Origin of the sequence: Duganella sp. OV510 (genome assembly GCF_900100205.1) — a bacterium.
Taxonomy (GTDB): Bacteria; Pseudomonadota; Gammaproteobacteria; order Burkholderiales; family Burkholderiaceae_D; genus Rugamonas.
This window is the reverse complement of sequence record NZ_FNEQ01000006.1, coordinates 142,449-168,327: the sequence shown is the minus strand read 5'-3', so window position 1 is coordinate 168,327 and position 25,879 is coordinate 142,449. Positions and strand designations below refer to the sequence as shown.

General features: G+C 62.0%; 20 protein-coding genes. 5 read left to right on the top strand and 15 right to left on the bottom strand.

Going from position 1 to position 25,879, the window contains the following annotated elements:
- The first annotated feature begins 9 nt into the window (after window positions 1-9).
- From BLS51_RS17230 to BLS51_RS17215, 4 genes are all read left to right on the top strand, one after another.
- On the top strand, window positions 10-528 hold the full coding sequence (locus BLS51_RS17230) for a GNAT family N-acetyltransferase (protein ID WP_090185131.1): 519 nt from the start codon (window positions 10-12) through the stop codon (window positions 526-528).
- 251 nt (window positions 529-779) lie between these two features.
- Window positions 780-1,814 carry a sensor histidine kinase gene (locus BLS51_RS17225; protein WP_229207620.1) on the top strand — a complete coding sequence of 345 codons (1,035 nt, stop codon included), beginning with the start codon at window positions 780-782 and terminating at the stop codon, window positions 1,812-1,814.
- Window positions 1,811-2,563 carry a LytR/AlgR family response regulator transcription factor gene (locus tag BLS51_RS17220; RefSeq protein WP_090185123.1) on the top strand — a complete coding sequence of 251 codons (753 nt, stop codon included), beginning with the start codon at window positions 1,811-1,813 and terminating at the stop codon, window positions 2,561-2,563. The genes BLS51_RS17225 and BLS51_RS17220 overlap by 4 nt, the downstream gene beginning before the upstream one ends.
- A gap of 18 nt (window positions 2,564-2,581) precedes the next feature.
- Window positions 2,582-3,676, top strand: a complete 1,095-nt coding sequence (locus tag BLS51_RS17215; protein WP_090185119.1) for a S41 family peptidase — start codon at window positions 2,582-2,584, stop codon at window positions 3,674-3,676.
- A 72-nt stretch (window positions 3,677-3,748) separates the two neighbouring features.
- On the opposite strand, the gene BLS51_RS17210 is transcribed toward BLS51_RS17215, so the two are convergent.
- The 4 genes from BLS51_RS17210 to BLS51_RS17195 all read right to left on the bottom strand — a co-directional run bounded on the left by BLS51_RS17210 (window position 3,749) and on the right by BLS51_RS17195 (window position 12,228).
- On the bottom strand, window positions 3,749-4,567 hold the full coding sequence (locus BLS51_RS17210; RefSeq protein WP_090185116.1) for a WD40 repeat domain-containing protein: 819 nt from the start codon (window positions 4,565-4,567) through the stop codon (window positions 3,749-3,751).
- 1 nt (window position 4,568) lies between these two features.
- Window positions 4,569-7,520, bottom strand: a complete 2,952-nt coding sequence (locus tag BLS51_RS17205) for a TonB-dependent receptor (protein WP_090185114.1) — start codon at window positions 7,518-7,520, stop codon at window positions 4,569-4,571.
- A gap of 124 nt (window positions 7,521-7,644) precedes the next feature.
- A complete protein-coding gene (locus tag BLS51_RS17200) occupies window positions 7,645-10,752 on the bottom strand; it encodes a glycoside hydrolase family 2 TIM barrel-domain containing protein (RefSeq protein WP_090185111.1) in 3,108 nt (1,035 codons plus the stop codon).
- An 18-nt stretch (window positions 10,753-10,770) separates the two neighbouring features.
- Window positions 10,771-12,228, bottom strand: coding sequence for a glycosyl hydrolase family 28 protein (locus BLS51_RS17195; RefSeq protein WP_139168719.1), 1,458 nt, complete (start codon window positions 12,226-12,228; stop codon window positions 10,771-10,773).
- A 261-nt stretch (window positions 12,229-12,489) separates the two neighbouring features.
- Between BLS51_RS17195 and BLS51_RS17190 the strand changes: the two genes are divergently transcribed.
- Complete coding sequence (locus BLS51_RS17190) at window positions 12,490-13,293, top strand: glycoside hydrolase family 43 protein (RefSeq protein ID WP_175472607.1); 804 nt, start codon at window positions 12,490-12,492, stop codon at window positions 13,291-13,293.
- Here the strand turns inward: BLS51_RS17190 and BLS51_RS17185 are convergent, their stop codons facing one another.
- From BLS51_RS17185 to BLS51_RS17135, 11 genes are all read right to left on the bottom strand, one after another.
- On the bottom strand, window positions 13,294-14,325 hold the full coding sequence (locus BLS51_RS17185) for an ABC transporter substrate-binding protein (RefSeq protein ID WP_090185104.1): 1,032 nt from the start codon (window positions 14,323-14,325) through the stop codon (window positions 13,294-13,296).
- Window positions 14,325-15,398, bottom strand: a complete 1,074-nt coding sequence (locus BLS51_RS17180; protein WP_090185101.1) for an ABC transporter substrate-binding protein — start codon at window positions 15,396-15,398, stop codon at window positions 14,325-14,327. The genes BLS51_RS17185 and BLS51_RS17180 overlap by 1 nt, the downstream gene beginning before the upstream one ends.
- The gene (locus tag BLS51_RS17175; RefSeq protein WP_229207619.1) at window positions 15,398-16,441 is read right to left on the bottom strand and encodes an ABC transporter substrate-binding protein; all 1,044 of its coding nucleotides are present in this window, start codon (window positions 16,439-16,441) and stop codon (window positions 15,398-15,400) included. Before BLS51_RS17175 ends, BLS51_RS17180 begins: the two co-directional genes overlap by 1 nt.
- Window positions 16,442-16,463: 22 nt before the next feature.
- Complete coding sequence (locus BLS51_RS17170; RefSeq protein ID WP_090185098.1) at window positions 16,464-17,330, bottom strand: ABC transporter ATP-binding protein; 867 nt, start codon at window positions 17,328-17,330, stop codon at window positions 16,464-16,466.
- Window positions 17,327-18,571 (bottom strand): MFS transporter, encoded by a 1,245-nt coding sequence (locus tag BLS51_RS17165; protein ID WP_090185093.1) that lies wholly within the window; start codon window positions 18,569-18,571, stop codon window positions 17,327-17,329. The genes BLS51_RS17170 and BLS51_RS17165 overlap by 4 nt, the downstream gene beginning before the upstream one ends.
- Window positions 18,568-19,335, bottom strand: coding sequence for an ABC transporter permease (locus BLS51_RS17160; protein ID WP_090185088.1), 768 nt, complete (start codon window positions 19,333-19,335; stop codon window positions 18,568-18,570). Before BLS51_RS17160 ends, BLS51_RS17165 begins: the two co-directional genes overlap by 4 nt.
- The gene (locus BLS51_RS17155; protein WP_090185930.1) at window positions 19,332-20,195 is read right to left on the bottom strand and encodes an ABC transporter permease; all 864 of its coding nucleotides are present in this window, start codon (window positions 20,193-20,195) and stop codon (window positions 19,332-19,334) included. The genes BLS51_RS17160 and BLS51_RS17155 overlap by 4 nt, the downstream gene beginning before the upstream one ends.
- On the bottom strand, window positions 20,192-21,259 hold the full coding sequence (locus BLS51_RS17150) for an ABC transporter substrate-binding protein (RefSeq protein ID WP_229207618.1): 1,068 nt from the start codon (window positions 21,257-21,259) through the stop codon (window positions 20,192-20,194). Before BLS51_RS17150 ends, BLS51_RS17155 begins: the two co-directional genes overlap by 4 nt.
- A gap of 13 nt (window positions 21,260-21,272) precedes the next feature.
- A complete protein-coding gene (locus tag BLS51_RS17145; protein WP_090185080.1) occupies window positions 21,273-21,995 on the bottom strand; it encodes a class II aldolase/adducin family protein in 723 nt (240 codons plus the stop codon).
- A 275-nt stretch (window positions 21,996-22,270) separates the two neighbouring features.
- Window positions 22,271-24,679 (bottom strand): TonB-dependent receptor, encoded by a 2,409-nt coding sequence (locus tag BLS51_RS17140; protein WP_090185077.1) that lies wholly within the window; start codon window positions 24,677-24,679, stop codon window positions 22,271-22,273.
- A gap of 30 nt (window positions 24,680-24,709) precedes the next feature.
- Entirely contained in the window at window positions 24,710-25,870 is a 1,161-nt protein-coding gene (locus tag BLS51_RS17135) for an LLM class flavin-dependent oxidoreductase (RefSeq protein ID WP_090185075.1), read from the bottom strand.
- Window positions 25,871-25,879 lie beyond the last annotated feature (9 nt).

The window sequence follows — 25,879 nt, the reverse complement described above, 5'->3', positions numbered from 1 at the left end:
TCCTAGTAAATGAAGATTGAAATTCGACTCGCCCAGCTCTCTGAACGCCTGATCGTGCGGAACCTGATGGAGTTATACCAGCACGATTTTTCCGAGTTAGACGGCACGGATCTGGACGATCATGGCCAGTACGGCTACTACGATTTAGACTGCTTCTGGGTTAACCCAGCATGGTCGGCGTACGTAATCAAAGTAGATGAGAAGTGGGCTGGCTTTGCGCTGGCTAACGATGAAGTCCATACGCCTGGGCTTACTCGCGCAATAGTCGAGTTCTTTGTAGTTCGCAAGTACCGGGGACGTGGTGTTGGAAAAAAAGCTGCGACAGAAATCATGGCCCAGTGCCCCGCCAAATGGGAAGTGCGCGTGATCGAAGAGAATCAGGTTGCGCAAGATTTCTGGTCATCACTTTTGAAGACGGCGTGGCCCGCCAGCTATCAGAAGACTATCGTGAATAATGAAGAATGGCATGGTCCGATCTTTTCGGTAGACACGTCTTCAACAGCCCCTGTGGTTAAGCTGCAAGGGTAATACGGGCGAAAGCTGAACGTCCGCAATCACACAGACCTAAGCTAAAGGTTGGATTACGTGTCCCTTCCCCCCAATTGCCGATCCACTCGTCGCAATATATGCACGGGTCGCCGCAATTGACTCGACCGCCGCCAGGCTATCAACTAAGGTCAAGACTTTCTTTCTTCTAGACCTTCCATGCGTGCACTGCTCTTTATTCGTTGGGCGATCGAAGCGCTACAATTGCAGAATTGCATTTCTGGAAACCCCTCGTGAAAGTCGAAACTCCTTTGCTCGTCCCGGTGCTGGCCGCGCTGCCGGTTTGCGTCTGCATGGCAATCCTCGGCCTGCCTGCCTACAGCAATAGCTATGTCGTAGCCTTTCGTACGCTGTTCTTCGTCGCCTGTCTGCTGTGGCTGATTCCGCTGACGCTGATGCAGCGGGCCATGTGGCGCCGCGAATGGTCCTGGCTGCGAATGGGGCCGATACTGCTGGTGACCACCTATGCCATGGCGATCACCAACGCCTTTCTGGGTCAGAGCTTTGGGATCGCGATCGGACGTGAGACGGCCTATCAATGGCAATATATGGCGCGGGGACTGGATAGCTGCTGGCTGGCTCTGGTCGCGTTCTGTGCGGTTCATGCGGTGGCGGCCTATTACCTGTCGCTTCAGCAGGTCCGCCTGCATCTTGCCCAGGCGCAAAGCGCCGCCCGCGACGCCGAGCTGCGCGCTCTGCGCCTGCAGGTCAATCCGCACTTCCTGTTCAACTCCCTGAACGCGATCTCGGCGCTGGTGTCGGCCCAGTGCAACCGGGAAGCCAACCGCATGCTCGCGTGCGTAGCCGACTTCCTGCGCGCCACCCTGGCGCACGACGGCCGCCACGAGCATGCGCTGGCCGATGAGCTGGCCCTGCTCGACGCCTACCTGGCCATCGAAAAGGCGCGCCTTGGCGAGCGCCTGCAACTGACGATGAAGACCGGCCCCGACCTGCTGGGCAGCATCGTGCCCTACCTCATGCTGCAGCCGCTGGTCGAGAACGCGATCCGCCACGGCATCTCACCGCTGGCCATGCCCGGCCAGCTCGATATTCTGGTCGAGCGCGCCGGCGCGCGCCTGCTCATCGGCGTGCAGAACGACGGCCAGCCGTCGGCGCAAAAGGGTAGCGGCATCGGCCTGGCCAACGTGCGGGAACGCCTGCGCCACCTGTACGGCGAGGAGCAGGGAATGGACGCAGGCTGGCGTCCTGACGGTCGCTTCCACGTGCAGATTTCATTGCCGCTGCGCGGCATCGAGGTGGCGGCATGAACATCAGGGTAGTGATTGTCGACGACGAACCGCTGGCCAGGCTGGCGGTCAAGGTCAGGCTGGCGCAGCGCGGCGCCTTTGAGCTGGTGGGGGAATTCAGTGACGGCGACAGCGCTTACGAAGGGATTATGGCGCTAAAGCCTGACTTGGTGTTCGTCGACATCGAGATGCCGGGCAAGAGCGGACTCGACGTACTGACCGCACTGCCACCGGCGCAGCGTCCGATGGCGATCCTGCTCACCGCCTACGAAAGCTTCGCCCTGCAAGCGTTCGAACTGGCCGCGCTCGATTACCTGCTCAAGCCGGTCGATGACGAGCGCTTCGACGAAGCCCTGGACCGCGCGCAGCAAGCGTTCCCCTACCGCTGCCAAAGTCGTGCCACAGCACCGGCGGCAACGGCGATGCGCAGCTTTAGCGTGCGTGTGGGATCGCGCACGGTGCTGGTGCCGGTGGCGGACGTCGAGCGCATCGAGGCCGACGGCGACTACGCCTCCCTGCATGCGAACGGCAAGACCTGGCTGGTGCGGGAACGCCTGCAGAATCTGGCCATGCAGCTCGATCCGCGTCAGTTCCACCGCGTGCACCGCTCGTCCATCGTGCGGCTGGACATGATCGCCGAACTGCGGTCGCTGACCAACCGGGACGCGATGCTGCGCCTGCGCGACGGCAGCGTGCTGCGCGCGAGCCGCTCCTACATGCCGGCGCTGTCCGAGGCGCTGCAACGCCTTAATGCGAAGCCCGATTCGTAGTCCAACCTGGAGGAATGTATGTTAGGTAGCAAGAAGCTTGTTTCAGCGTTCGTGTTGGGCGCGATGTGGTCGTTGCCCGCCATGGCGGCGGACGATACCGCGTTGAGCGCATCCGATCGCGCCGCAATCGTGCAGACGCTAGCGGCGAAAATCAATGCGAATTACATCGATCCAACGCGGGCCGAACAGGTCAGCAGTGCGATCATCAGGAAACATGCCGAAGGAGGTTATGCGGCCGCCGCCAGCGCGACGGCATTCAGTGCGGCGCTGAAGAAGGACTTGCGCGAATTCAGCGGCGACATGCATTTCAGCGCCGGGCGTTACGAGGGTTTCAGTGAGCCCAGCGCGACCGCGGAGCCACCGAGCCGCGCCCAGGTAGAGGAACGGCGCGCCGCTATCGCGCGGCGCGGCTACGGCATCGAGAAGATCGAACGCCTTCCCGGCAACGTCGGCTATATCGAGTTGCGCGGCTTCGGCGGAGCGCACTTTATCGGCCCTGCGTACACGGCGGCGATGTCACTCATGGCGGGCACCGATGCGCTGATCCTCGACCTGCGCCGCAACGGCGGCGGCAGCACGGATAGCGTGGCTTATCTGATGAGCCATTTCTTCCCCGTGGGCGAGGTGCTCCACCTGATCGATATCTATGAGCGCCCGACCGGCACGACGCAGCAGATCTGGACCGTGCCGACGGTCACACAGCGTTACGACAAGCCAGTATATGTGCTGATCTCGGCTCGGACTGGTTCCGCTGCCGAGGACTGCGCCTACGACTTCCAGGTGCTGAAGCGCGGCACCCTGGTCGGTGAAACCACCATCGGCGCTTCCAATCCCAATAGCTGGTACAGCTTGGGGCACGACATCGCGGTCTCGATCCCGACGTCGCGCATGATCAACTTTGTCACTAGAACCAATTGGGAGAATGTCGGCGTGAAACCGGACGTCGAAGTGCCCGCAGCGCAGGCATTGCAGGCGGCGCATGTCGCCATTCTGCGCAACCTGGTGTCATCCGCAAAGGAGGGCGACGAGCGCAAGGAACTGCAACGCCTTCTCGCCATGGTGGAGAAGGGAGAAACCGAGAAGCCAGTCTATACCCGCACGGGCGGGCGTTAATCGGCGGCCTTGCTATCCTCGAAGCCGTCCAAACGACAGCTTCGAGGTGGAGGCAGTAACGAGAATATTCAGTTACATCAGTAGCAAGCCTTGAAGGGAAGATATCCGGTCGGGGGCGGACCAAGTGGCGACTAGCTGGCCGGCGGTGTCGAACTGCAGCAGTTGCGGGCCTTTGTGGCCGTTGTCGGGGCCGTGGCCTTGCCAGTTGGCGACCAGCAGCTGGCCGTCAGGGAGGAAGGCGTAGGTCGCGTAGAAGAATGGCGCCACGCCAGCCGGCACCGCGTCGGCACCGCCGATACGCTGGACCAGTTGGCCGTTGGCGTCGAAGACAGCGATGAAGGCGCCGTAACCGGCCGAGACGATGGTGGAGCCATCAGCCTGCCGCTCGGCCTTCCACGCGTGCTCGAAACCCGGCGCGGTGAAATTGCACAGCTCCACAAGATCCGGCGTGGTTTCCTTGATGTGATCATTGGTGCACAGCAGATAAGTCCCCTGCGGCGTCACACGCATCAGACGCACATAGTCGCCCTCGCGGGTGGCCACGTGTACCAGCTCTCCCTGCGCGTCCAGCGTCAGCACATTGACACCGCCACGTCCATCCAGGTTCATGCCGGTGACCAGTGTGGCGCCGTCTGGAAGGCGCGTCACTGCGGTGACGTCCTTCCAGCGCCGGCAATCCATCAATACCCGCCCGCTGCGACTATCCAGCTCGAAGTAGCCGTGATCGTAGCCGACCAGCACCCGCCTGTCGTCCAGGCGCTGCATGTCACGCGCCAGCGGATAGGCCGCCAGATCCAGCGTCCAGGCGAATTCACCGGTGCGGGTATCGATCAGGTGCAGCAGCTGCAAGCCTTCATCTATGCCCAGAAAGCGGATATCGATGTTTTCCATATTACTTGCCGAACTTGTAACGCAGGCCGACACTGAAGGTACGGCCGTTGACATAGTGCTGACGCTCGATGCCGGTCGCGTAGCCGCCTGGTTCGCCGACATAGCGGTTCAAGCCCTTATTGGTCAGGTTCGAGCCGGTCAGCGACAGCGTCAGGTTCTCCATCAGGTCAAAATTAAGCGACGCATCCAGGATGCCGTAGGATTCGATATAACGGCCGTCGACGGGATTGGCCGATGCACCGAACAGCACCTGCTCCGAACGCCAGGTGTAGACCACGCGCGCCGACATGCCTTTGGCTTCGTACATGCCCGCCACGCTGGCACTGTTCTTGGAGACGAACGGTTGCTGCGTGTCGATCACGCGCGGGGCGGTGACAGTGCCGATGTTGATCGGGTTGCTGGTATCCACATAGGTGTAGGAGCCGGAGATGCCGAAGTTGTTCAGCCAACCGTAGTTCTGATCAAAGAAGAACTGGCCCGCCAGCTCGACACCACGCGCATAGCCCTTCTCTGCGTTGACCGACTTGGTGATCTGGTACTGGCCAGCCGGGCAGCTGTTCGCGATCGAGCCCGAATAAGCCGGTGCTTGCGGCACCGTCTGGCATTCCACGATGCCGCTCAGGAAGCCCTTGATCTCCTTGTCGAACAAGCCCACCGACACATAGTTGGTCGAGTTGAAGTAGCGTTCCAGCGACAAGTCAAAGCTGTTGGCCAGTTGCGGACGCAGATCCGGATTGCCCGCGCTGCCGGTGCCGCTGACGGTATTCACCACAATCGACGGATTTAGCGAACCGATTTCAGGACGGGTCATGCCGCGGCCATAGCCGAAGCGCGCCAGGAAGTCCTTCTGGATATCGTAGGTCAGGTTCAGCGACGGCAGTACGTTGTTGTAGGTGGTCGACTTGAAGTTATCGACGACAACCGTGCTGCCGCCAGTCAGGTTGGCCACACGCGCCGTCACATCGGTCTTGGTGCGCACCAGGCGCACGCCGACATTACCGCGCAGGCGTTCATCCGGTGTCGCAAAGTCACCCATCAGGTAGCCGGCCAGCGTGTGTTCGTCGAACAGGCGGCGTTGCACAGCATTCTCGATGTAGGCGCCCTCACCTGGTATGCCCGCTTTCGGGAAGGCCGCCATCACCTGATTGCCAGTTAAGGCATCCGGCGAATACACCACATAGCCGCCGGAATAACCAGCATCGCCATCCATGAAATTGCTCGGCGCCGTTTGCAGCATGCCAGACAGCGTGCCTGCATTGATGCCGTTGGAGCGGTTGGCCGTCAGCGCCAGACCATTGGTGGTCAGTGCCTTGCCGCTGAAGCTGTAGTTGGTGTAGAGGCTTTCCTGACGCGCGGCACGGCCGCCGAACTTGATCTTGGTAAGGAAGCCGCTCTCGGTCGAATATGCAGCATCCAGTTTGGCCGCATAACCTTTGTCGTCCCACTTCTGGTATGTGCCGTTGCTGTAGTCGCGGAACACGAAGTTGTTCGGGTCCGACAGGCTAGGACCGCTGAAAGTCAGCTGGTGCGGCGCACCGTCGGCGACGCGCGTGGTGCTCCAGTACAGGCCATTCGCCGAGTCCATATTGACCGAACGATTGTCCTGGCTCTGGTCGGCCTTGATGTAGGAAAGGTCGCCCTTCAAGGCCCACGATGCGGTCGGGCTCCACTCCACGCCACCGGCGGCGATCCAGGTTTTATATGGGCGTTCTTCATTGCCGCCCAGTGTGTTCATCGTCGAATTCAGGAAAGTGCCGCTTTGCAGGCGTTTGTTGACCAGCACATCGTCGCTGCCGCCGTTCTGGTTGCGATTCGCCAGGCCCTCGGTAAAGTTGAAGGGCGTGGTTTGCAAGCCCTGCACATTGCCGCCGTCGATCGAGTTCAGGCCGCGATAGTTCTGGTGATATTGGTAGTAGGTGTACTCGCCCTCGGTGTAGAAGCGCAGCGTATTGCTATGGCGGTAGTCGGCCGCCAGGCTCAGGCCCTTGCGGGTGCGGTAGATGGTTTCCTGGAACACGTTGCTGGTCAGGCCTGGCGCCACCATCACATTCGCGGCCTGATCCGCCGTCAGACCGCTCAGGTTCGGCGTGTAGGCGCCGGCGGTCGCCACAGTCGGCACGGTCGCCAGGTAATTGACATCGTTGCGGCCGACATACGATTGCATCGGCAGCGCAGGATTGTTGGCGGTGTTGGCCGCAGCCAGCGTCGCGTATTCCGCCGTGTCGGCGCGCACCGCGCGCTTGAAGTTGGCGCCGCCATTGGCCGGGTTGTTATCCGAACGGCCGGTACTCTTCTGGTACACGCCTGCCGCCATCACGCCGATACGCGAACCGCCGCCCAGATCCCACTTGTTCGCCACCAGGCCGAACAGCTCGGGATCGGTCTTCTTCGCCAGATCGTTTTCACGCGCGTTGACGCTCAGCGTCGCGGTCAGGCCCTTGAAATCGCTGGGCTTGCGGGTGCGGATATTCACCAGGCCACCGATGGCGCCCTCGATGTGCTCCGCCGAAGGATTCTTGAATACGTCGATGCCGGCCACCATGCCAGGAATCGCGCCCTCGATATTGTATTCGCGGCTGCCGGCGGTGAAGTACGCGCGGCCATTGACCTGCGACGCCGTCTGGCCGGACAGGCCACGAATCGTCAGGCCCGAACCCTGGCCCACTGGCGACGCGCCCTCGCCGCCATAGCGATAACCCTGCACGCCAGGGATGCGGGTCAGCGTCTCGGCGACGTTGGGGTCGGGCAGTTTGCCGATGTCCTCGGCGGAGATGGAGTCGACCACCTCCATGGTGTCGCGCTTGACGGCCAGCGCCGAGCTGGCGCTGGCGCGGATGCCGCTGACGACGACGGTGGTGCCGGCGTCGGGATTAACTGGCGTCTGGGCGAAAGCCTGGCCGACGGCCAAGGCCATCGCGGTGAGCTGTACAGTGCTGAACAGTGTCTTGGTCATTGCTTCATCTCCTTGTAGTATTTTTTATGGTTATCGATAACAAATCAACGTAAGTTATCGATAACTTCGCTAAACATAATAAACGACCCTCTTGCGAGGGTCAACAACTTCCGGGTTTTGGAAATCAGTGTGACGGCATAACCACGAAACGATAGCTGGCAGGCGCCAGCGGGATGCGGTATTTGACGTGAGCACGGCCATCCAGGCTCCAGCCGGTGTCGCCGCCAACGCCGGACTGCGCCATGTCGATCAGGATGCTGCCCTCGCCATGCGGCGCGATCTCGGAACTCTTCCACTCACCGCGCGGACGTAGAGACAAGTCCTCGTACGGGAATGGCAGCGCATTGAACGCAAATGGCTGGTCAGCACTCACCGTCACGCCCTGCTGTCCGCCGGAGAGCGAGAACCAGCGCACATCGGTCTTGTTGCCGCTTTCTTGTGGACGGATGTACGAGTGATACTGGTCCGCCAGCGCGCCCTGATACAGGCCAAGCGGCGCGCCGGTCTTGCGGTCGACATAAGATTCATGCGGGCCACGGCCATACCAGCGCACCTTGTTCAGCGACGCCGGGCTGTCGAAGCGCAGGCCGAGCCGCAATGGGTCCGGCAGGTCATCACGCAATGGCGTAAAGGTCGACTGCACTTCGAGCGCGCCATCGCTGCGCATACGATAGATGTTCTGCCAGTGTGCAGCACCGGCGCCAAAGCTGAACAGCACTTTCAGGCTGTCGCCCTGCACTTCCACTGAGCGAACCTTGCGTTTCTGAGTAAAGGTCTGCCACACCTTGTGTGTCTTGTCGACGCCCGCGCCTTCGTCGTTATCGACCAGCCCGCGCCAGAAATTCGGACTGCCACCTTTCAGCACCTGCTGGCCGTTGACGCTATAGGTCAGCAGGCCGGTGTCCGCCGCCAGTTGCAGCACGGCTTTCCCTGCTCGAAGTTCGTAGCCATCGCCCACTTTAGACGGTGCTACCCATGCCGCCTTGGCGGCCACCGGCGCTGCTGACGACAGTACGAACTGCGACCAACCGACAACCGCGCCCTGCTCCACGCCATGTTCAGCCGCCTTGCTGCGTGCGCTGAGCGTCAGCACCAGTTCACCACCTTTGGCCAATGTCGCCGCCACTGGCAGTTTCACCGACTCGCGCGCGCCGGCACGGGCGCCAGAGGCTGCGAGCGCGCCTTGCGCCACTTGTACGCCATCGCGCTCCAGTTTCCATTCCAGCGCCAGGTGCGACAGGTCGCGGAAGTCATAGCGATTCACCACTTCAACCGCGCCTTTGCGTGGGTCGCCCTCGAACACCACCGGCGAATACACCTTCTGTAGCTCATAGTATTCCGGGTCCGGCGTGCGGTCAGAACGCAGCACGCCATCGCCCACCACACTACCGTCACCACGCTCGGGATTCACGTCAAAGCCGGAAGCCCAGTAGCTGCGGCCCTTGTCATCTTTGGCGTACACACTCTGGTCCACCCAATCCCACACAAAGCCGCCCTGCAACTTGCGGTGGGCGCGTATCACTTGCCAGTAGTCTTCCAGATTGCCCAGTGAGTTACCCATGGCGTGCGCATACTCGCACTGTATCATCGGCTGGCGATAGCTTGGGTCCTGCGCATAGTCGGCCATCTTCTCGATATCGTCATACATTGGCGCGTAGATATCGACGTAGTCGTTTGGCCGGTGTACCTCGTTCAACGTGCCGTAGCCCAGGTAGCTGATGAGACGTGACGAGTCGTTCTTGCGTATCCACGCGGCCGCATTCTCGAAGTTCGGGCCGGTGCCGGCTTCATTCCCCAGCGACCAGAAAATGATCGATGGCGAGTTCTTGTCCCGTTCCACCATGCGCGACACGCGATCCAGGTGGGCGAGTCGCCAATGTGGCTTGTAGCCGAGTTGAATCGCCGCGCGGCCGGCAGCGTCCTTCGCCTTGTCGCCCAGTTCCATGTAGCCGTGCGACTCGATGTCCGCCTCGTCCATCACATACAGGCCGTATTCGTCGGCCAGGTCATACCAGCGCGGATCGTTCGGATAATGCGAGGTGCGCACCGCGTTCACGTTGGCGCGCTTCATCAACTCGATATCCTTGCGCATGCTCTCCATCGACATCACGCGATAGGTTTGCGGATCGTGCTCGTGGCGGTTGACGCCTTTGATCATGACGCGTTTGCCATTCACACGTACCTCGCCGTCGGCGATTTCCACCGTGCGGAAGCCGATGCGGCGCGAGGTGGCGGAAACCAGCTTGCCTTGCGCATCGGTGACTTCTACCAGCAAGGTGTATAGCTTCGGCATCTCCGCCGACCATGGCTGCACGGCCGGAATTGCGCCGCTCAACACGGCCTTGCGGTCCGCTCCAGGTGTGCCGCTGGCCTGTAGCACTTCGCGGTCGCCGTCCAGCACCGTGGCCTTGACCTTCACATTCGCCGGCGCGCCAGCGATATCGGCCACCAATTCAAAGCGGCCATCACGGTAGGACTTGTCCAACGACGCAGTCACCTTGAAGTCGCGCAGCCGCGTCTTCGGCTCAGCGTACAGATAGACGCTGCGCTCAATGCCATTGACGCGCCAGAAGTCCTGGTCCTCCAGATAGGAGCCGTCCGCCCAGCGATACACCTCGATAGCGATAACATTGCGGCCCGGCTTGACATAGCTGGTCAGGTTAAATTCCGATGGCAGCTTGGAGTCTTCCGAATAGCCGACGCGCTGGCCATTCACCCAGACGTAGTAAGCCGCTCCAGCAGCGCCGATTTGCAGGAACACATCCTGCTCCTTCCAGTTCGCCGGCAAGTCGAAGTTGCGGCGATACGAGCCCACTTCATTCAGCTCATGCGGAATGAAAGGCTCGTTGGCGGGAAACGGGTAAACGATATTGGTAAAGATAGGCTTGCCATAGCCCTGCGTCTGCAACATGCCGGGCACCTGGATGCTTCCCCACTTGCTGATATCGAATGCCGGCTGGAAGAAGTCCTTCGGCCGCGCCTCGGGATTGGGAGAATAGGCGAACGACCACGTGCCATCCAGCGACAGGTAATTGCGCGAGGCCGATTTATCCCCGGCCAGCGCCAGTTGGCGCGACTCGAAGTTGAAGAACGTCGCCTTCATCGGTTCGCGGTTCACTTCCACCACCTCCGGCTGTTCCCACTCCGCCAGCGGCTGCGGCGCCGCCAGCAACGGTTGTGGAAACACCAGTCCAGCGCTCAGCAAGGCTGCGGTCAGTATGCGTAAATCCATCGTCTCCCCTCTTTTCTTTTAACGGTAGCGGATATTTTCGGTGAACTCGTTCAATTCGAGCACGCCGGCTTCCGGACCGGTGATGCGCTTGCCGCCCACCGTCACGTTATCGAGGGTGATGTCGCGGACCTTGCGCTGCGCATTGTGGCCAGTGATGGCTGATGCACTCGCCGAGCCTTTGCCCGAATAGTGTACATTACGCAGGGTGATATTCTCGATTCCCAAACCTGGACTGGTGTTGTACTTGGCGGTATAAGCGATCTTCAGGTTGAACAGCTTACCCTCTTCGATGCGCTCAACGCGGATATCTTCAAACAGTACATCGCGCACCAGGTTGTCGTCGCCGGCCATGATGCCGATTGCGCCTTCATACTCCGGGTCGTCCTCGTCGTGGTCGAGGATATCGATATTCGAGAAGCGCAGCTTCTCCAGCACCTCCGATTGTGGATGCTCCGGCGTTGGCGTATTGCCGTGGATGCCGATCATGATGGCGTGCGCCACATCCGCCCACAAGGTCGAATCGGTGACCTTGACGTCGCGCGTATTGCCCCAGATATCCCAGCGGTGATTGTAGAAAGTCAGGCAGTCATCCGAGGTGCGGATGAAGGAGTCGGTGATGGTCACGCGTTCGCAGGCAAAGTGCCCCAGGCCATCCGACCACTTGCCCGCACCGATAGTGCGGATGCTGCGTTCCACGATGTCCTGCGAGGTAATGCAGCGCATGGTGCCGTGCGGCTGGTTGATGAAGATCGGCCCATCGATCTCGATATTGCGCGCATTGCGGATGGTGAGCATGTCGACGCCATCAAACAGACCATCGCTATACACCTTGACGTTTTCCACGCCATCGAGAATCAGCGGATTTTTCAGGATGGCCGAGCCGTGGATGTACACATTGGTATTGGAACGCAGGCGGAACTCGCCGCTGTGCATGCCTGGACCGAAGAATACCGTTTTCTGCGTCAGGTCTGGTAGCTTGCCAGCGCCAATCTCATTGGATTGCAGATTGGCCGGCACCGCCGGCATGTCCTTGCGGATGGCGTGAGTGAAGACGTGCAGATTATGCAAGTGGTCGCCGTCAAACTCGACGCTCAGATTCTCCGGCTTGCGCAAGGTGACATAGGCAATGCCATCCTTCACCACCGGTTTGATCCCCTTGGCATCAGGCCGCACCGCCACCTTCGAAAAAGCGCCATTATTCTTCTGGATCGCCAGTTCCACTGTACCGTCGAAATTAAAGAAAACCATGGACGCATCTTGCGGATTGTCCAGGTCGACCTTGGCCTTGTACTCATACAGGTCCTGCCACACGCCGCCCGGCGTGCGCACACGCACCGTGTAATCATCGTTATGATGGGTATAGCGTACCGCATTCGGGAACGGATGCACCTGTACGCGATCCTGGGCGGCGGCATTGGCGCTGGTGAAAGCAAGGCACGCCAGCAAGCCGGCGCACACTCGTTTAAAGTGGAACAAATCAGTCTCCTTCTATTATTTTTATCGATCATGATATCGATAACTTAAATGATTATACGAGCTCCCGAAGGCATGTCAATAGGTCAACCGCATGCGATCCAAAAATTTCATCGGTCGATAACCTAGTCCGGAAAAGGCACGAATGGTATGGTCCGTGCGCCACTTGCCAATAATGGAGACGAAAATGAAACGCGCACTATCCACGCTCGGCCTGCTGCTGGCCGCCGCATTTGTCCAGGCGGCATACGCGATCCGCACATCATGCGCGGCCCGGACAATGCCTTCTACCTGTCGATGACCGACCTGCACATCTACGCGCAGAAGGAAGGATTGCGCAAAACAGAATGGGAGCGTCCGCAGGAACCCTACGGCTGGGGCAATAATCGTGCGCTGATCCTGATGAAGTCCTATGACCTGATCCACTGGACGCACGCGCTGGTGCATATCAGCCAGTTGTTCCCTGACTTCGGTGACGTCGGCGCGGCCTGGGCGCCCGAGACCATCTACGACGCGGAAAAGAAAAAGATGATGGTGTACTTCACCACACGCCAGAAAGGCGGCCACAATTACATGGTCTATGCCTACGCCAACGACGCGTACACCACGCTGGAAACCCTGCCGCAACGCTTGTTCACCTACCCGGTTGCAGACAAGAGCACCATCGACGGCGACATCACCAAGGTCGGCGACAAGTACCACCTGTACTATGTGGCGCACGATAATCCGGGCGGCCTGCGACACGCCGTGTCGGAAAAGATCAACAGCGGCTACCAGTACGATCCGAAGAAGGTCGATCCTGAAACCGTGATGTGCGAGGCCCCCACCATGTTTCGCCGTCTCGGCACCAACAGCTATGTGCTGATGTATGACGTGTTCGGCGCCACGCCTAACAACATGGGCTTTTCCGAAACCACCGACTTCGTCACGTACAAAAACCTGGGCCGCTTTAACGATCCAGGTTCAGTCATGAAGGCAACCAATTTCTCGGGACCGAAGCACGGCGCCGTCATGCATCTGACCGGCGACGAGCTACAGCGGTTGAAAAGCTACTTCACGGCGAAATAATCAGGCTAGGCCCAGTGAGCGAAGCGGCCCTGCATCGACCCACTCATCCAGCGCAAAGTCACGCTGGATGAAGTTCCAGTCCAGCAGGTACTGCTTGAACTGCGCCAACGCCGTCAAGCCTTCGTCATCCAGGCCCACGCCGAGCTTTTCGTGCAGCTTGTCGCCGTAGGCGAAACGCACCCACGATTCAGCCCAGTTGGTTTCGCGCGCGATGTGGGTCAGTGCCTGGCCCGGATTGCGCCGCGCCCAGCTGTCCACCGAGGCGATGCTACCCAGGAAGCGGCGCACCAGATCGGGATGCTGCTGCAAAGTCAGCGTGTTGACCGTCAGCGGCCGCGGTGTGCAGTTGTTGACGCGCACCCAGCGGTCCGGATGGAAGCCCATATTGAGCACTACGCGCGCGTCCAGCAGGTGCGCCACTTCGGCGCCACGCACGTCCTTGACGTAGATGGCATCCACTTCGCCCTTGACCAGCGCATGCACCAGCGCCGTATAGCGGTGCGGCGCGCCACGGCGTACCGGTGTATCCGGCTCCAGTACGGCGTTGACGCGCGCCGGCACGTCGATCCACTCCGCATCATTGTGGCCCAGGCCCGCCGTCTCCAGCGCCACCAGCAGGCCGCGCAGCGCTTCGGCGCGATTGACATCCACACCGTCCGCATTGGCCGGCTGCCTGGGCAGGCCCAGCTTGCGTCCCCTCAGATCGCGTGGCGTAACGATGCCGGATTCTGGCAGCGCCAGGATCACCTGGTATTCATCAATCCAGGAAATGCCGATCACCCGCGTGTCGCGGCCCTTGGCGCGCGCCCATATCGGCTGCACCGCGCCGCCGAGGCGGAAGGAATCCGGCAGATTGTGCTCGAAATGCGAGGCCAGCTCGCTCGGGTTATCGGAATCCTGTAGCGACTTGATGGTGATGCCGTCGGCGGAAAATTCCTTGTCGTACAGCCCGAGCTGCGCGCTCAGGCCGAGCGGTGTCGGTATCGATCCACGCGAGTACCAGATCGTTGCCGGCTTGCGCTCTTCAGTCATTATTGCTTCTCCTGTTTCCAAAAATCGGTCAGTCCGAGTTCACGCAGCCCAGCATCGACAAAGCGCGGCTCCAGCAATTCCTCGGCCTTCAACTGCTTGCGCACCAGCCTCTGTTGATGCGCAAATGTCAGCACCTCGCGATAGTGACGATACACCAGTCCATCGTACACCGGCGAAAATCGGTCCTTCCACGCCAGTTGCGGGTCGTCATAAGCACGCCGCACCACGCGCTCCGGCACGCCGGCACGCGTGGCGTCAAGCAGGAAGGTGTCGCGGTTGCTGTCTTGCGCCGCCCAGTGCTGCGCGCGCAGCCATGCAGTGACCACCAGTTGCGCCAGCGCCGGATTGGCCTGCGTGAATTCCTGACGCCCCCACAATTCAGCGCGCATCTTGCGTTCCGGCTTGCCCTTGCTGCTCCAGATGATACGGCCGGCGCCACGGTCCTCCAGCGCGTCGCCGCCCAGCACAAACAGCGCATCCACACGGCCCGTGGCCAGCGCGGCGGCACCGGGCTTGATATCCATGTTCACCAGCGTGAAGTCGCTGACCTTCAGGCCATTGTCTTCAATCAGGTGACGCAGCCCGAGTTCCCACGGCCGGCCGCGATGAATGCTGATACGCTTGCCCTTCAGGTCGCGGATGGAGCGGGCCTGCGAGCCAGGCGCCACCAGCAGGAATACATCGGCGCCACGCCCCGACGGCACCACCACCTGCGTGCGCACGCCGCCGGCGTTGAGGATGACCGATGGCAGATCGCCATAGGCTGCGAAATCGATACGCTTGCTGGCAAACGCTTCGTTCATGGTGGCGCCGGTGTCGCCGCTGACCGGCAGCCATTCCAGTTTCACGCCACGCTGCTGGAGCTGTGCGGCCAGCCATCCCTCCTGCTGCACGCGATAGGCCACGCCGGAAATCGCCGCCTTGCCGTTTTCGGTGAACGCCGTGGTGGCAATCCGCACCGTCTCCGGCTCGGCGCGGGCGATGCCGATGGCGCCGGCGGAACTCAGCGCCGCCGCCAGCGCAGCCAGGGAAATCTGCCGCACCACGCGGCCCAGCAGCAGGCGCGCGCGCATTATGCTGCCTGCTTGCGCAGTTCCAGCGCCGCAGCGAAAGGCCGTGCATCGATCCAGCTGCGCACGTCCACCGCTGCCGGCAGGAAGTGCCAGCGGTGCAGGAAGTCGGCAAAGTCCTGCAAGCCGGCGATCGAGCTCTCAGACAGGTCCGTGCGCAGGCGCAAGTGTGCATCTTCGCCGTAGGCCTTGACCACGCTGTATTCGCTGCTGTTGCTTTCACGTGCCAGGAAGCGCCGCGTCGGGTCCGGATTGGCGTGTGCCCATGCTTCGGCACGCAGCACCTGGTCGACGATGGTGACGGCCGAGTCGAAGTGATGTTCCAGCAAATGCGCATCGACGCTCAAGGTGCGCGGCGTGCCATTGTTGGCGCGGATCAGCGGGTCAGGATGCACGCCGGTGTCGATCAGCGTGCGCAAGCCGAATTGCTGGGCCACCTGGACCGCGTGCGCGCCCTTGAGGAAAATGGCATCGACTTCGCGCCGCAGCAACGCAAGCAGCTCCGGATTCTGGCCACGTCCGCCGCCAAACACATTGACGCCGGCGACCTTTTCAGCTGCCAGGTCGCTCTGGCCGACATCCACCGCAAAATCAGCCAGCACCACGTCGTGCACAAACAAGCCATCCAGCTTGAGCGCGTTTTCCAGGCCACGCAGCGCTTGCGCGCGGGCGAAGTCAATCTGCGCACGGCGCCATAGCGGCAGGCCGAAACGGCGGCCCTTCAGGTCGCGCACGGTCTTGATGTCGCTGTCGGGCAGCACCAGGATGCGCTGCGTCTCATCCGCCCACGACAGGCCGATTACGCGCGTGTCGCGGCCATCGGCCCTGGCCCACAGTGCCGGGATATTGCCGCCGTGGCGCACCGAGTTTTGCAGCGTGTGATCGAAGTGCGATTCACGCACTGCCTGGTCGCTGGACTCGCGCAGCGAGTTGATGGCGGTGCCTTCTGCGTTGAAGGCCTGTTCCAGCCAGCCTTGCTGGACTGCGATGCCAAGGCCGGTCGGAACCGGGCAGCGGGTGTACCACAGTGTGTCGAGCTTACTCATGATGTTCTCCTTGATATTGAGGTTAGAGCGCGAGGCGGCGCGCCCAATCGTTTGCGTCCCACGCCGCTTGCGGCGCGGACGGTGTACCAGCGGCGGGAGGTTCATCGCGCAGGTCGCCAAAATCGGCATGCAGTCCGTCGCGGATGGCGACGAATTCGGCCTGACCGCGCTGGCGTGGATGCGCCAGCGCGACGTTTTGTATGCGGCGCACACGGCCCGGGCGCGCTTCCAGCACCACGATGCGGTCGGCCAGGTAGACCGCTTCATCGATATCGTGCGTGACCATGACCATGGTGATGCCCTCGTCCTGCCACAGCCGGCGCAGCTCCTGCTGCAAGCGCACGCGGGTCAGCGCGTCCAGCGCGCCCAGCGGCTCATCGAGCAGCAGCACGTCCGGGCGACCGACCAGCGCGCGGGCGATGGCGGCGCGCTGCGACATCCCGCCGGACAGCTGGTGCGGATAGGCGTCGGCAAAGCCATCCAGGCCCACGCGGGTGATTTCAGCGGCCACGCGCTTGCGGCGCTCGGCCTGCGGCACATCGGTGTTGGTGAAGCTGAGCGCGACGTTCTGCTCCACGGTCAGCCAGGGGAACAGGCGATGGTCCTGGAATACCAGGCCGCGTTGCAGGCCGGTGCCGAATATCGGCTGGCCATCATGCAGCAGCTTGCCCTGGTAGTCGGTATCCAGCCCCGCCAGGAGGCGCAGCAGCGTGGACTTGCCGCAACCGGAGCCACCGACGATGGCGACGAATTCGCCCGGCTCCACCGTCAGCGAGATATCGTCCAGCACCAGCAGCGGGCCAGCTTTCAGCTGGAACGATTTGCTGACATGCTCGATGCGCAGACCGCCCGCGCGTGTAGTGGCCTTAAAATTGATCGGGGCGTTCATGCGGATGTTTCTCCTTTGTGTTTGACACGACGCAGATGATAGAAAATCCACGCTGCCAGCCATGGCAGCAGCCAGGCCAGGAAGACGTGTTGCAGGCCGATGCTGTCGGCCAGCTTGCCGGCGGCCAGCGCGCCGGTGGTGCCGCCAACCATGCCGAACAAAGTCAGGTGCGACGACACGCGGGCCTTGTCCACCGGGGCATGCGCGATACGGTCGGTATTCACCAGCGCGTTGACGCCCAATCCAAGCCCCAGCAGTACCGAAGCGGACAGGTAGGCGACCGTGTTGGGCAGCGTACCCAGGATCAGCAGCGCGAGCATGATGGCGAGGTGCGCGCCGCCATAGATGCGATCACGCTGCGGGCTGCCCAGCACCGGCTTGCCCAGCAGGAGCAGCACCACGACGAAGCTCAGACCCTGCACCGCCATCAGCCAGACAGCGTGCTGGTGCGGCCATTGCAGCACGCGCATCGCCAGTAGCAGCGAGAACACGCCGACGCTCGATGCGGTGAAGCTGGCCAGGATCTCGAACAGGTAGGTGGTGCGCACCGCCGGCAGGCGCCACAAGGCGCGCCAGCTAGACGCCTGGCCGCCATCCGCACCGACATTCCGCGATGCGCCGCCTTCGCGACGGCCGGAGGTCTCCGGCAGCACGTGCCATCCCAGTATCGCCAGCAGCGCAAACATCGCCGCCGACACCAGGAAGCCCGCCTTCAGTCCCATATTGGCGATGGCGTAGTTGCCCGTCAATGGCCCGGCAAACTGCATGCCCAGCGTCAGCGTGCCTTTGTACCATCCCGCTTTTGACTGTCCAATTTCCGGCAAGCGCACCAGGAAGACTGTGCTCATTGCGACGATCCGCAGCGAGATGCACAGGCCGACCAGGAACATCAGCAACGCCACCCACTGCCAGCCCGGCAGCCATGGCAGTGCGCAGAATGCCGCCGACAGAGTCAGGCTGACCGCCGCATACAGATACTTCGGATTGCCGCGTGCGAGGATGTAGCCGGCCGGGATGGTCCCCAGCGCCATGGCAAACGTCTCGGCGCTGCTGATCACCGCCAGTTGCAAATTGCTGACGCCCAGATGGATACCCAGCAGCGTGCTCAGTACCTTGTTCATGCCTATCGTCATGCCGGACAACAGCGTCAGCCCGACAAAGCCAATCAGGAAGCGGCGCACGTCGGCGGACGTCGTGGAATGCGCCACGCCAGCCTGCGCATCGATCACCGGCGCGCTCATTGCGTGCTACGCCCGCGCACCAGCAGGCGCGCGGCCCGCTGAAACACAAAATTCATCGACTGTGCCAGCAGCGCAATCGCCAGCACGGAAATCAGCACCACTTCCATGCGGCCGCCCTGCTCCGCATTAATCAGCAGCGAACCGATGCCAGGTCCCGCCGCGAATAGCAGTTCACCGCCCACGCAGGCCAGCCAGCTGAATGCCTGCGCATGCGTGACGCCGGTGACGATGGCCGGCAGGGCCGCCGGCAGTAGCAGGCGGCGGAAGGTCTGCGTGCGGGTCAGCGTCAGCACTTGGCCTACTTCGCGGTAAGATCGCTCGACACGGCGCATGCCTTCAGCGGTGTTCAGTACCGTCGGATAGAACGCGGCGATGATCACCACCAGCAGCTTGGCCGCATCGCCGCTGCCTACCCACAGGCCAAGCAGCGGTACCAGTCCAAGCAGAGGCACCTGGCGGATGCTGTGGAACAGTGGGCCGATCAACCGGTCGGCCACGCGTGATTGCGCCATCAAGGTGCCGGTGGCGATGCCCAGCAGGCCGCCGATCAGCAATCCCTGTAAAGTACGTTGCAGGCTGGCGCGCAGATGCAGCGCGAGTTCGCCGCTTTCCAGCAGGTCGATCAGGCCTTGCCACAACTGCTCCAGCGGTACGAAAACGTAGGCGACGCCTGCGCCCTGGCGCGACGCCCATTCCCAGGCGGCCAGCATCACAAGCGGCAGCACCAGCCCTTTTGCGGCATTGGCCGCACTATGCAATTTCATGAATTCTCCCTGTCGCTGTGCTGCCAGCGCATCAAGTGTGCTTCCAGCCAGCGTAAGCCACGGTCCAGCGCGAAGCCGATAGCGCCGGTCAGCACGACGCCGACCATGACGACATCGAGCCGGAACATCTGGCGCGCCATTTCCATCATTTGCCCCAGGCCGCTGTCGGCCGCCAGCAGTTCGGCGCCGACCAGCACCATCCACGAGCGGCTGAGCGCAATGCGCACGCCGGTCAGTGTGGCTGGCACAATCGCGGGGAGCACTACCCGGCGCACCTGCTGCCAGCGGGTGAAGCCATAGACGCGTGCGACCTCGATGTAGCGCTCGGACAGCCCGACCACGGCATCATGTACCGCCAGTGCGACGATGAAAAAGGTAGCCTTCACCACGATGAAGATTTTGAAGCTTTCGCCAATGCCGAACACCAGGATGAACAAGGGGATCAGCGCTACCGATGGCAGTTGTCGCAGCACGTGGAAGCTTGGCGCAGTGTAGGTACGCAGCGCTGGCGAAAGGCCCAGCAGCAGGCCAAAGGCGATACCAGTGATGGCGCCGATGGCGAAGCCGCCGCCGAGACGCAGCAGGCTGATTTCCAGGTGCTGCTGTAGTTCGCCGGTTTCGATCAGTTCCTGCGCGGTGTGCAGCACTTGCAGCGGCGAGACCAGGATCTGGTCCGGCGCCCAGTCCAGCCATGTCGCCAGCGACCAGACGGCCAGCAGCAACAGCGGCGAGGTCCAGGCCGACCAGCGCCAGGCCAGCCAGCGCGCGACCAGGCCTGGCTGCGGCGCGCCGGCGCCACGTGCGTCAGTGGTCTGCTGGTGCGTGACGTCGGGCACCTGGCTGGAAAACACGGAACTCATGGCGCCCAATACTGTTGCAGCTTGAGGTTGACCAGCGCCTGCTCGACAAACTGCGGCACATACAGGCTGTTGGTATCAAGCGGCCTGGCGATCAGGCCAGCCTGCCTGGCGTACAGGGCTTCGGCCGCGTAATGTGCTTTCACCTCAGGCGTCAGCAATGGCGACCAGCGCGCCTTCCACGGACGCTTATCGCCGTCAAGCTCGCGCCGCACCACGGATTCAGGCTGGCCCGCCGCCGCTTCGGCGCGAATATACTCTTCCCGGCCGTTCTCCACGCTGGCGCCCTGGTGCGCCTTGACGTAGGCGGTTGCCACCAGCTGCGCCAGTTGCGGATACTTCGCCAGGAAATCCGCGCTGCCCCACAACTCCGCACGCATCTTCCAGTCCTGCGGCGGCGTCTTGCTCGACCAGATCACACGGCCGATCTTTTTATCCTCCAGCAGGAAGGCGTCGCTCAGTGTAAAGAACGCATCCGCGCTGCCACTGGCCAGCGCCGCCGCTCCCGCCTGCGGATTCAGGTTGAGCAGCTTGACGTCTGTGGCTTTCAAACCGTTCGCCGCCAGCAGCCTGGAAAAAGGATATTCCCAAGGCCGACCACGATGCAGCGCGATCTTCCTGCCCTTCAAATCATTGATCGAACGCGCGGTCGAGTTATACGGCACCACCAGATAGGTGTTATTCAGGCTACCGCCCGGCACCACCAGCCGCGTGTTCAAGCCGGAGGCATTGGCGATAATCGAAGGCAGGTCGCCATACTGCGCGAAGTCGATCGACTTGTTGGCAAACGCCTCATTCACCTGCACCGCCACCGAGTTGGTGGTGACTGGCAGCCACTCCAGCTTCACACCCAGCTTGCCCAGTTCCGACGCCAGCCAGCCCTGGCTGGCCACCAGCGCCGACGAACCGGCAAACTGCGCATTGCCACCATTGGTATTGCGCGCCACCGCCGCAATCCGCACCGCCTCCGGCAAGCCGGCCGCAGGCGCCGCCCAGGCGGCGCCATAAACCAGCAGAACCGCCGCCGCCAGCAGGCGGCGGCGCTGCAAAACAAAAGCTCCGAGCATCGTATGCATCCCTTTACAGATCGGTAGCAGGCAGCAGGTTCAGTTCGCGCGCTTTTTCGTACAGCGGACTCATTTTCCACTGCTGGCGCAGCACGCCGGGGCCGAAGTCGCGCGAACCACCGATGGCTTCCGCCTCGATCTGGATCTTCGCGCCCTCTTCCAGCAGCAGGATGAATTCAGCGGTCTTCAGCAAGCCCTGTTTGCCCCATACGGTGGAACCGCCGTTGGCCTCCAGGATGGCAGTGTTGTACGAGTTGGCTTCGATCTGGTCGAGGATGAAGTCCACCTCCGGCTGGCGGCGGTCGATATAGATCGGGATCTCGCGGATCAGCTGGAAACGTTGTACCGGCACATAACGGATCGGCAGCGTGCGATGCGTCTGCGCCCAGGCGCCCAGCGATGGCGAATGCACGTGCGAGATGGTGGTGATATCCGCATGGGTGCGGAACAGTTTCAGATAGCGGTTGCCGCCACCGCCGTTGTTGCCGGCGTAGATGGTGCCGTCCAGGCCCAGCACCGAGGCCACCAGCGGCTCGCCTTTGCGGAACGGACCCGGATCATTAACGATGACCACCAGTTCCTCGCCCGGTACACGCTCAACGAAACCGACGGTGCCGAAAGCGGTCAGGCTGCCGGTGCTGCGCAGCGCATCAAAAGCGATTTGCGCCTGCTTGCGGGTTTGCTCGGCAAAGGCCAGCACCTGTTCGCTCAGACGGGTGGTTGCGGTTTCTGTCATGGGATTCTCCTGGAGTTGAGGGTTGGTTCCCTGAGTAGTGCAATCGCTGTGCCAGCGCTTCAGAGACAAAAACGCCCCTCCGCCAGCAGCAACTGTTGCGTAGCCAACAGCCGCGTCATCGGACGCTGTTGCGCAGGCAGCAGCCGCCCTGCCCCGCTCCGGGTACGTGCGGATCTCCACATCAGCGCTTAAAAGCGTAACCCCGAAACAAAAGGGCCTGACCCAGTACGGGGTCAGGCCCTGGCCGCAGCGGTGTGCGGGTTTCGGTGGCGCCGTTAGAAGTAGTAGGTGTATGAGCCGCCGATTGTGCGGCGAGCACCCCAGTAAATCGTGTCACCGTTGGTGGTGCCTGGCACGTAGGTGGTCAGGGTGTGGTTCTTGAACACTTTGTCCCCCAGATCGCTGCTGTACAGCGTGAAGATGTGGTTCCCGCCAGGTAGCGTGTACGACGCGCGCGCATTGATCAGCGAGTAGCCGGGTTGGTTCAGCAGATAGCGCGCGGTGTTCTGCGGGTCCACGTAGTAAAACTGCTTCGACGTATAGCGCACATCGCCGGACAGCACGATTTTTCCGCCATTCGCCAGCGGAATGCGGTAATCCGCCGCCAGCAACGCGGTCAGGTGCGGCGAGCGCACGAACTCATTGCCATTGCGGTTGCCGCCATTGTTCTGGATATCGAACTGGTCGAACTCCGTACGCAGGATGCCGACATTGGCGTTGATGTGCAACTGGTCGAACGGCAGTGCTTCGATTTCAAACTCGGCACCGTTGACGTGCGCCTTCGAGACGTTCTGCAGATACGCCACACTCTGCGTCGGGTCGCCGTTATACACGCCGGTAATGTTGACCTGAACGTTCTTGTAATCGTAATGGAATACGCTGGCGTTGAAGTTCAGGCGGCGATCCAGCCACTCGGACTTCAATCCCAGCTCCACCGAATCCAGCTTCTCCGGCGCCACCGTGTTCAGCGCCCGCACGTCGCTGGCACCGGTGTTGTAGCCTCCCGATTTGATGCCGTGCGCGTACTTGAAGTAGGCGCGCGCCTGATCGGTGATCTTGTACTCCGGCGTAAAGTCATACGTCCACGCACGCCAGGTGGTCGATGGCCTGGAGGTGAAGTTGTTGTTCGCCACCGACGCTGCCGTGAAGTTCCCGCCCTGTACCGTGTTCCACCAGTTGGCCGCGCTGCCGAAAGTGACGGTGCCGGATGCCGCCTGGATGCGGCGCAGGTCCAGGTCCTTGGTCTCGGTGGTCCAACGCAGGCCGGCCGTGGCCAGGAAGCGCTCGGTGAAGTTCACCGTGGTGCTGCCGAACAGCGCGAAGCTGCGCGTATCATGTGTGAAGGCGGTGGCGTTGTAGCCAACCGGCTGGGTGCTGCCAGCCAGAGCGCCGGCGATATCGTTCGGCAGGCGCGCGGTGGCGGATGAGGAGCGGATGCCCTCATTGAAGTAATGCAGGCCGCCGACCCAGCTGACTTTCTCGTCCTTGGCGGTTGCCAGCCGCAGCTCCTGCGAGAACTGGTGGCTGCTTGCCTTGCTCCATCCACGGCTGACTTCCAGCGGCGTGTTGTCGCTATCGCCCAGCGTGTCGGTCTTGAAGTCTTCGTAGCCGGTGATGGAGGTCAGCGTATAGCCGCCCAGGTCATACTGGATGTTCAGGTTGGCGCCACCCTGCTTGATGGCGGTCAGCGTCGGCGCGTTGGTGCTCACATCTTCACTGTCGTTGCTCGGGATATAGCCGTTGCGGTAGACGCCATTGGCGGCGTAGCTGCCGGTGGTGGTGATGGCGCCAGTGGTGCGGTAGTCGCGATAATGCAGGTTCAGGTTGGCCGTCAGGTCGCGGCTGAGCTTCGCCTGCAACTGGCCGCGCACCGCATTGTCACGCAGCTTGCCGTCCTTCTTGCCGGTGTACAGATTATTCAGCGGTCCTTCGCCCTGATCTTCCGAGTGGAACGACAGGCGGCCGGCCAACACGTCATCCTTCAGCGCGCCGCCGATGGCGCCTTCAATCAGCCTGGTTTCGTTGCTGCTGTAGTCGGCCTTGATATAGCCGTCCAGGTATTCGCGCGGCTTGCGCGAGATGATGTTGATCGCGCCGCCGGTGGTGTTCTTGCCCCACAAAGTGCCTTGCGGGCCGCGTAGCACCTCTACCCGCTCGACGTCGAACAACGGAAAGCCGGTCGCGGTGGAGTTACTGATATACACGTCATCCAGATAAAAGCCGACCGGATTCGGAAAGTCGATCTGCTGCTGGCCAGCGCCCACGCCGCGTATCCACCAGCGTGGACGGCCGTGCTGCTGCGTGCCCGCCGAAGCATTCGGTACATAGTTCAGGATCTCGCTGGCCGAGCGGCCGATGCCATTTTCCAGCAGCTGCGTGCCGCCCAGCACCGTGATCGCGCTCGGCACCTCCTGCGCCTTGCCCTCGCGCTTTTGCGCGGTGACCTTGATGACCTGTAGCGACGCGGCAGCCGCTTCGCTGGAGGTATCAGCGCCGTCCTCAGCGCCGCCGGTCACGCCGGGAACGGCGTCTGGTGGCGTGTCGGTGGCATGGGCCAGGCCGGCCAGCAGCAAGGCGCCGCCGCCCATGGCGATGGCGAAGGCGGCATGCATCTCGCGCAGCAGTACGGTCAGTTTGGGTTTGCCCGGACGGCGTGCAAAGGGAACAATGTTCGAACTGCTCATAGACATCCTTATCGTTATCGTGAAACTCAGTTAGCCGACTGCGCGCAGCAGCTTGGAATTGCTGTGGCCACGCACCAGCGGCAGCACCTCTTCACCCACGCGGTAGGCTTCTTCCAGATGCGGTGTGCTGGCGAGGATGAAGGCGTCGGCGCCCAGCTGCACCAGGTCGTCCAGGCGTTCGGCCACCTGCTCGTAGCTGCCGACGATGCCCTGCGTCTGGCCACCACGGAACAGGTTGAAGCCGGCCCACACATTCGGCTCGGTGATCAGGTCCTTGTAGCTGTTGATGGTGGTCGGGCGGTTGCCGCGCTGGCGTGCCGCGCCGACCGAATCGCCGCCGTCCTGGCCGAGGAAGGCGCGCAGGGTTTCAGGCGCCACGTTGTCGAAGCCCTTGCGCACTTCTTCCCACGCCTCTTCCTCGGTGGCGCGGGCGATGACGTCGACTCGCACCGCACACTTGATCTTGCGGCCCAGCAGATCGGTTTTCTCTTTGACGCGGCGGAATTTCTCGCGCAGCTGATCGAACGGTTCCAGCCAGGTCAGGTAGTAATCGGCGTGTTTGGATGCCGAGGCCAGCGCCGCATCCGAGGAGCCGGAGAAGTAAATCTCCGGGAACTCTTCTTCCGATAGCGGATGCGCCAGGCCGGCATTCTCCACCTGATAGAACTTGCCCTGATAGGAAAACGGTCCGCCGCGCCAGACGCCGCGCACCACGTCAAGGAATTCGGTGGTGCGCGTGTAACGGTCGTCATGGCCGGCGGAATCGCCCCACCACAGTTGCGATGGACCGCCACCGCCGGTAATCACGTTGTACAGCGCACGGCCGCCGGTGGCGCGTTGCAGGCTGGCGGTCATGCGCGCCGCCACCACCGGATTCAGGAAGCCCGGCTGGAACGGAATCATGAAGCGGAAGGTGCTGGTTTCGCGCGCCAGCAGCGAGGAAATCACCCATGGCTCGTCGGTCATCGGGAAGGATGGAATCAGGCCGCCCTGGAAGCCGGAGATTTCCGCCGCATGGGCAATCTCGGCGATGTAGTCCAGGTAGTTGAAGCCATCGGCGCCGCCGCCACCCAGGCCGGCTTTGCGCAGGTTGTCGTTACCGGGGAACCAGTCGCCACGGAATGGCGTGCGGGCGCGGTGCGAGCTTGGTTCGCCGTGGGTGGGAATGCGCCAGAAGATATCGATCGTCATATTCAGTCC

What these genes read in the sequence shown, in the direction of transcription:
- BLS51_RS17230 (WP_090185131.1), top strand. Translation starts at nt 10, where the DNA reads ATGAAGATTGAAATTCGACTCGCCCAGCTCTCTGAACGCCTGATCGTG.
- BLS51_RS17220 (WP_090185123.1), top strand. Translation starts at nt 1,811, where the DNA reads ATGAACATCAGGGTAGTGATTGTCGACGACGAACCGCTGGCCAGGCTG.
- BLS51_RS17215 (WP_090185119.1), top strand. Translation starts at nt 2,582, where the DNA reads ATGTTAGGTAGCAAGAAGCTTGTTTCAGCGTTCGTGTTGGGCGCGATG.
- BLS51_RS17210 (WP_090185116.1), bottom strand. Translation starts at nt 4,567, where the DNA reads ATGGAAAACATCGATATCCGCTTTCTGGGCATAGATGAAGGCTTGCAG.
- BLS51_RS17205 (WP_090185114.1), bottom strand. Translation starts at nt 7,520, where the DNA reads ATGACCAAGACACTGTTCAGCACTGTACAGCTCACCGCGATGGCCTTG.
- BLS51_RS17200 (WP_090185111.1), bottom strand. Translation starts at nt 10,752, where the DNA reads ATGGATTTACGCATACTGACCGCAGCCTTGCTGAGCGCTGGACTGGTG.
- BLS51_RS17190 (WP_175472607.1), top strand. Translation starts at nt 12,490, where the DNA reads ATGCGCGGCCCGGACAATGCCTTCTACCTGTCGATGACCGACCTGCAC.
- BLS51_RS17185 (WP_090185104.1), bottom strand. Translation starts at nt 14,325, where the DNA reads ATGACTGAAGAGCGCAAGCCGGCAACGATCTGGTACTCGCGTGGATCG.
- BLS51_RS17180 (WP_090185101.1), bottom strand. Translation starts at nt 15,398, where the DNA reads ATGCGCGCGCGCCTGCTGCTGGGCCGCGTGGTGCGGCAGATTTCCCTG.
- BLS51_RS17175 (WP_229207619.1), bottom strand. Translation starts at nt 16,441, where the DNA reads ATGAGTAAGCTCGACACACTGTGGTACACCCGCTGCCCGGTTCCGACC.
- BLS51_RS17170 (WP_090185098.1), bottom strand. Translation starts at nt 17,330, where the DNA reads ATGAACGCCCCGATCAATTTTAAGGCCACTACACGCGCGGGCGGTCTG.
- BLS51_RS17165 (WP_090185093.1), bottom strand. Translation starts at nt 18,571, where the DNA reads ATGAGCGCGCCGGTGATCGATGCGCAGGCTGGCGTGGCGCATTCCACG.
- BLS51_RS17160 (WP_090185088.1), bottom strand. Translation starts at nt 19,335, where the DNA reads ATGAAATTGCATAGTGCGGCCAATGCCGCAAAAGGGCTGGTGCTGCCG.
- BLS51_RS17155 (WP_090185930.1), bottom strand. Translation starts at nt 20,195, where the DNA reads ATGAGTTCCGTGTTTTCCAGCCAGGTGCCCGACGTCACGCACCAGCAG.
- BLS51_RS17150 (WP_229207618.1), bottom strand. Translation starts at nt 21,259, where the DNA reads ATGCTCGGAGCTTTTGTTTTGCAGCGCCGCCGCCTGCTGGCGGCGGCG.
- BLS51_RS17145 (WP_090185080.1), bottom strand. Translation starts at nt 21,995, where the DNA reads ATGACAGAAACCGCAACCACCCGTCTGAGCGAACAGGTGCTGGCCTTT.
- BLS51_RS17140 (WP_090185077.1), bottom strand. Translation starts at nt 24,679, where the DNA reads ATGAGCAGTTCGAACATTGTTCCCTTTGCACGCCGTCCGGGCAAACCC.
- BLS51_RS17135 (WP_090185075.1), bottom strand. Translation starts at nt 25,870, where the DNA reads ATGACGATCGATATCTTCTGGCGCATTCCCACCCACGGCGAACCAAGC.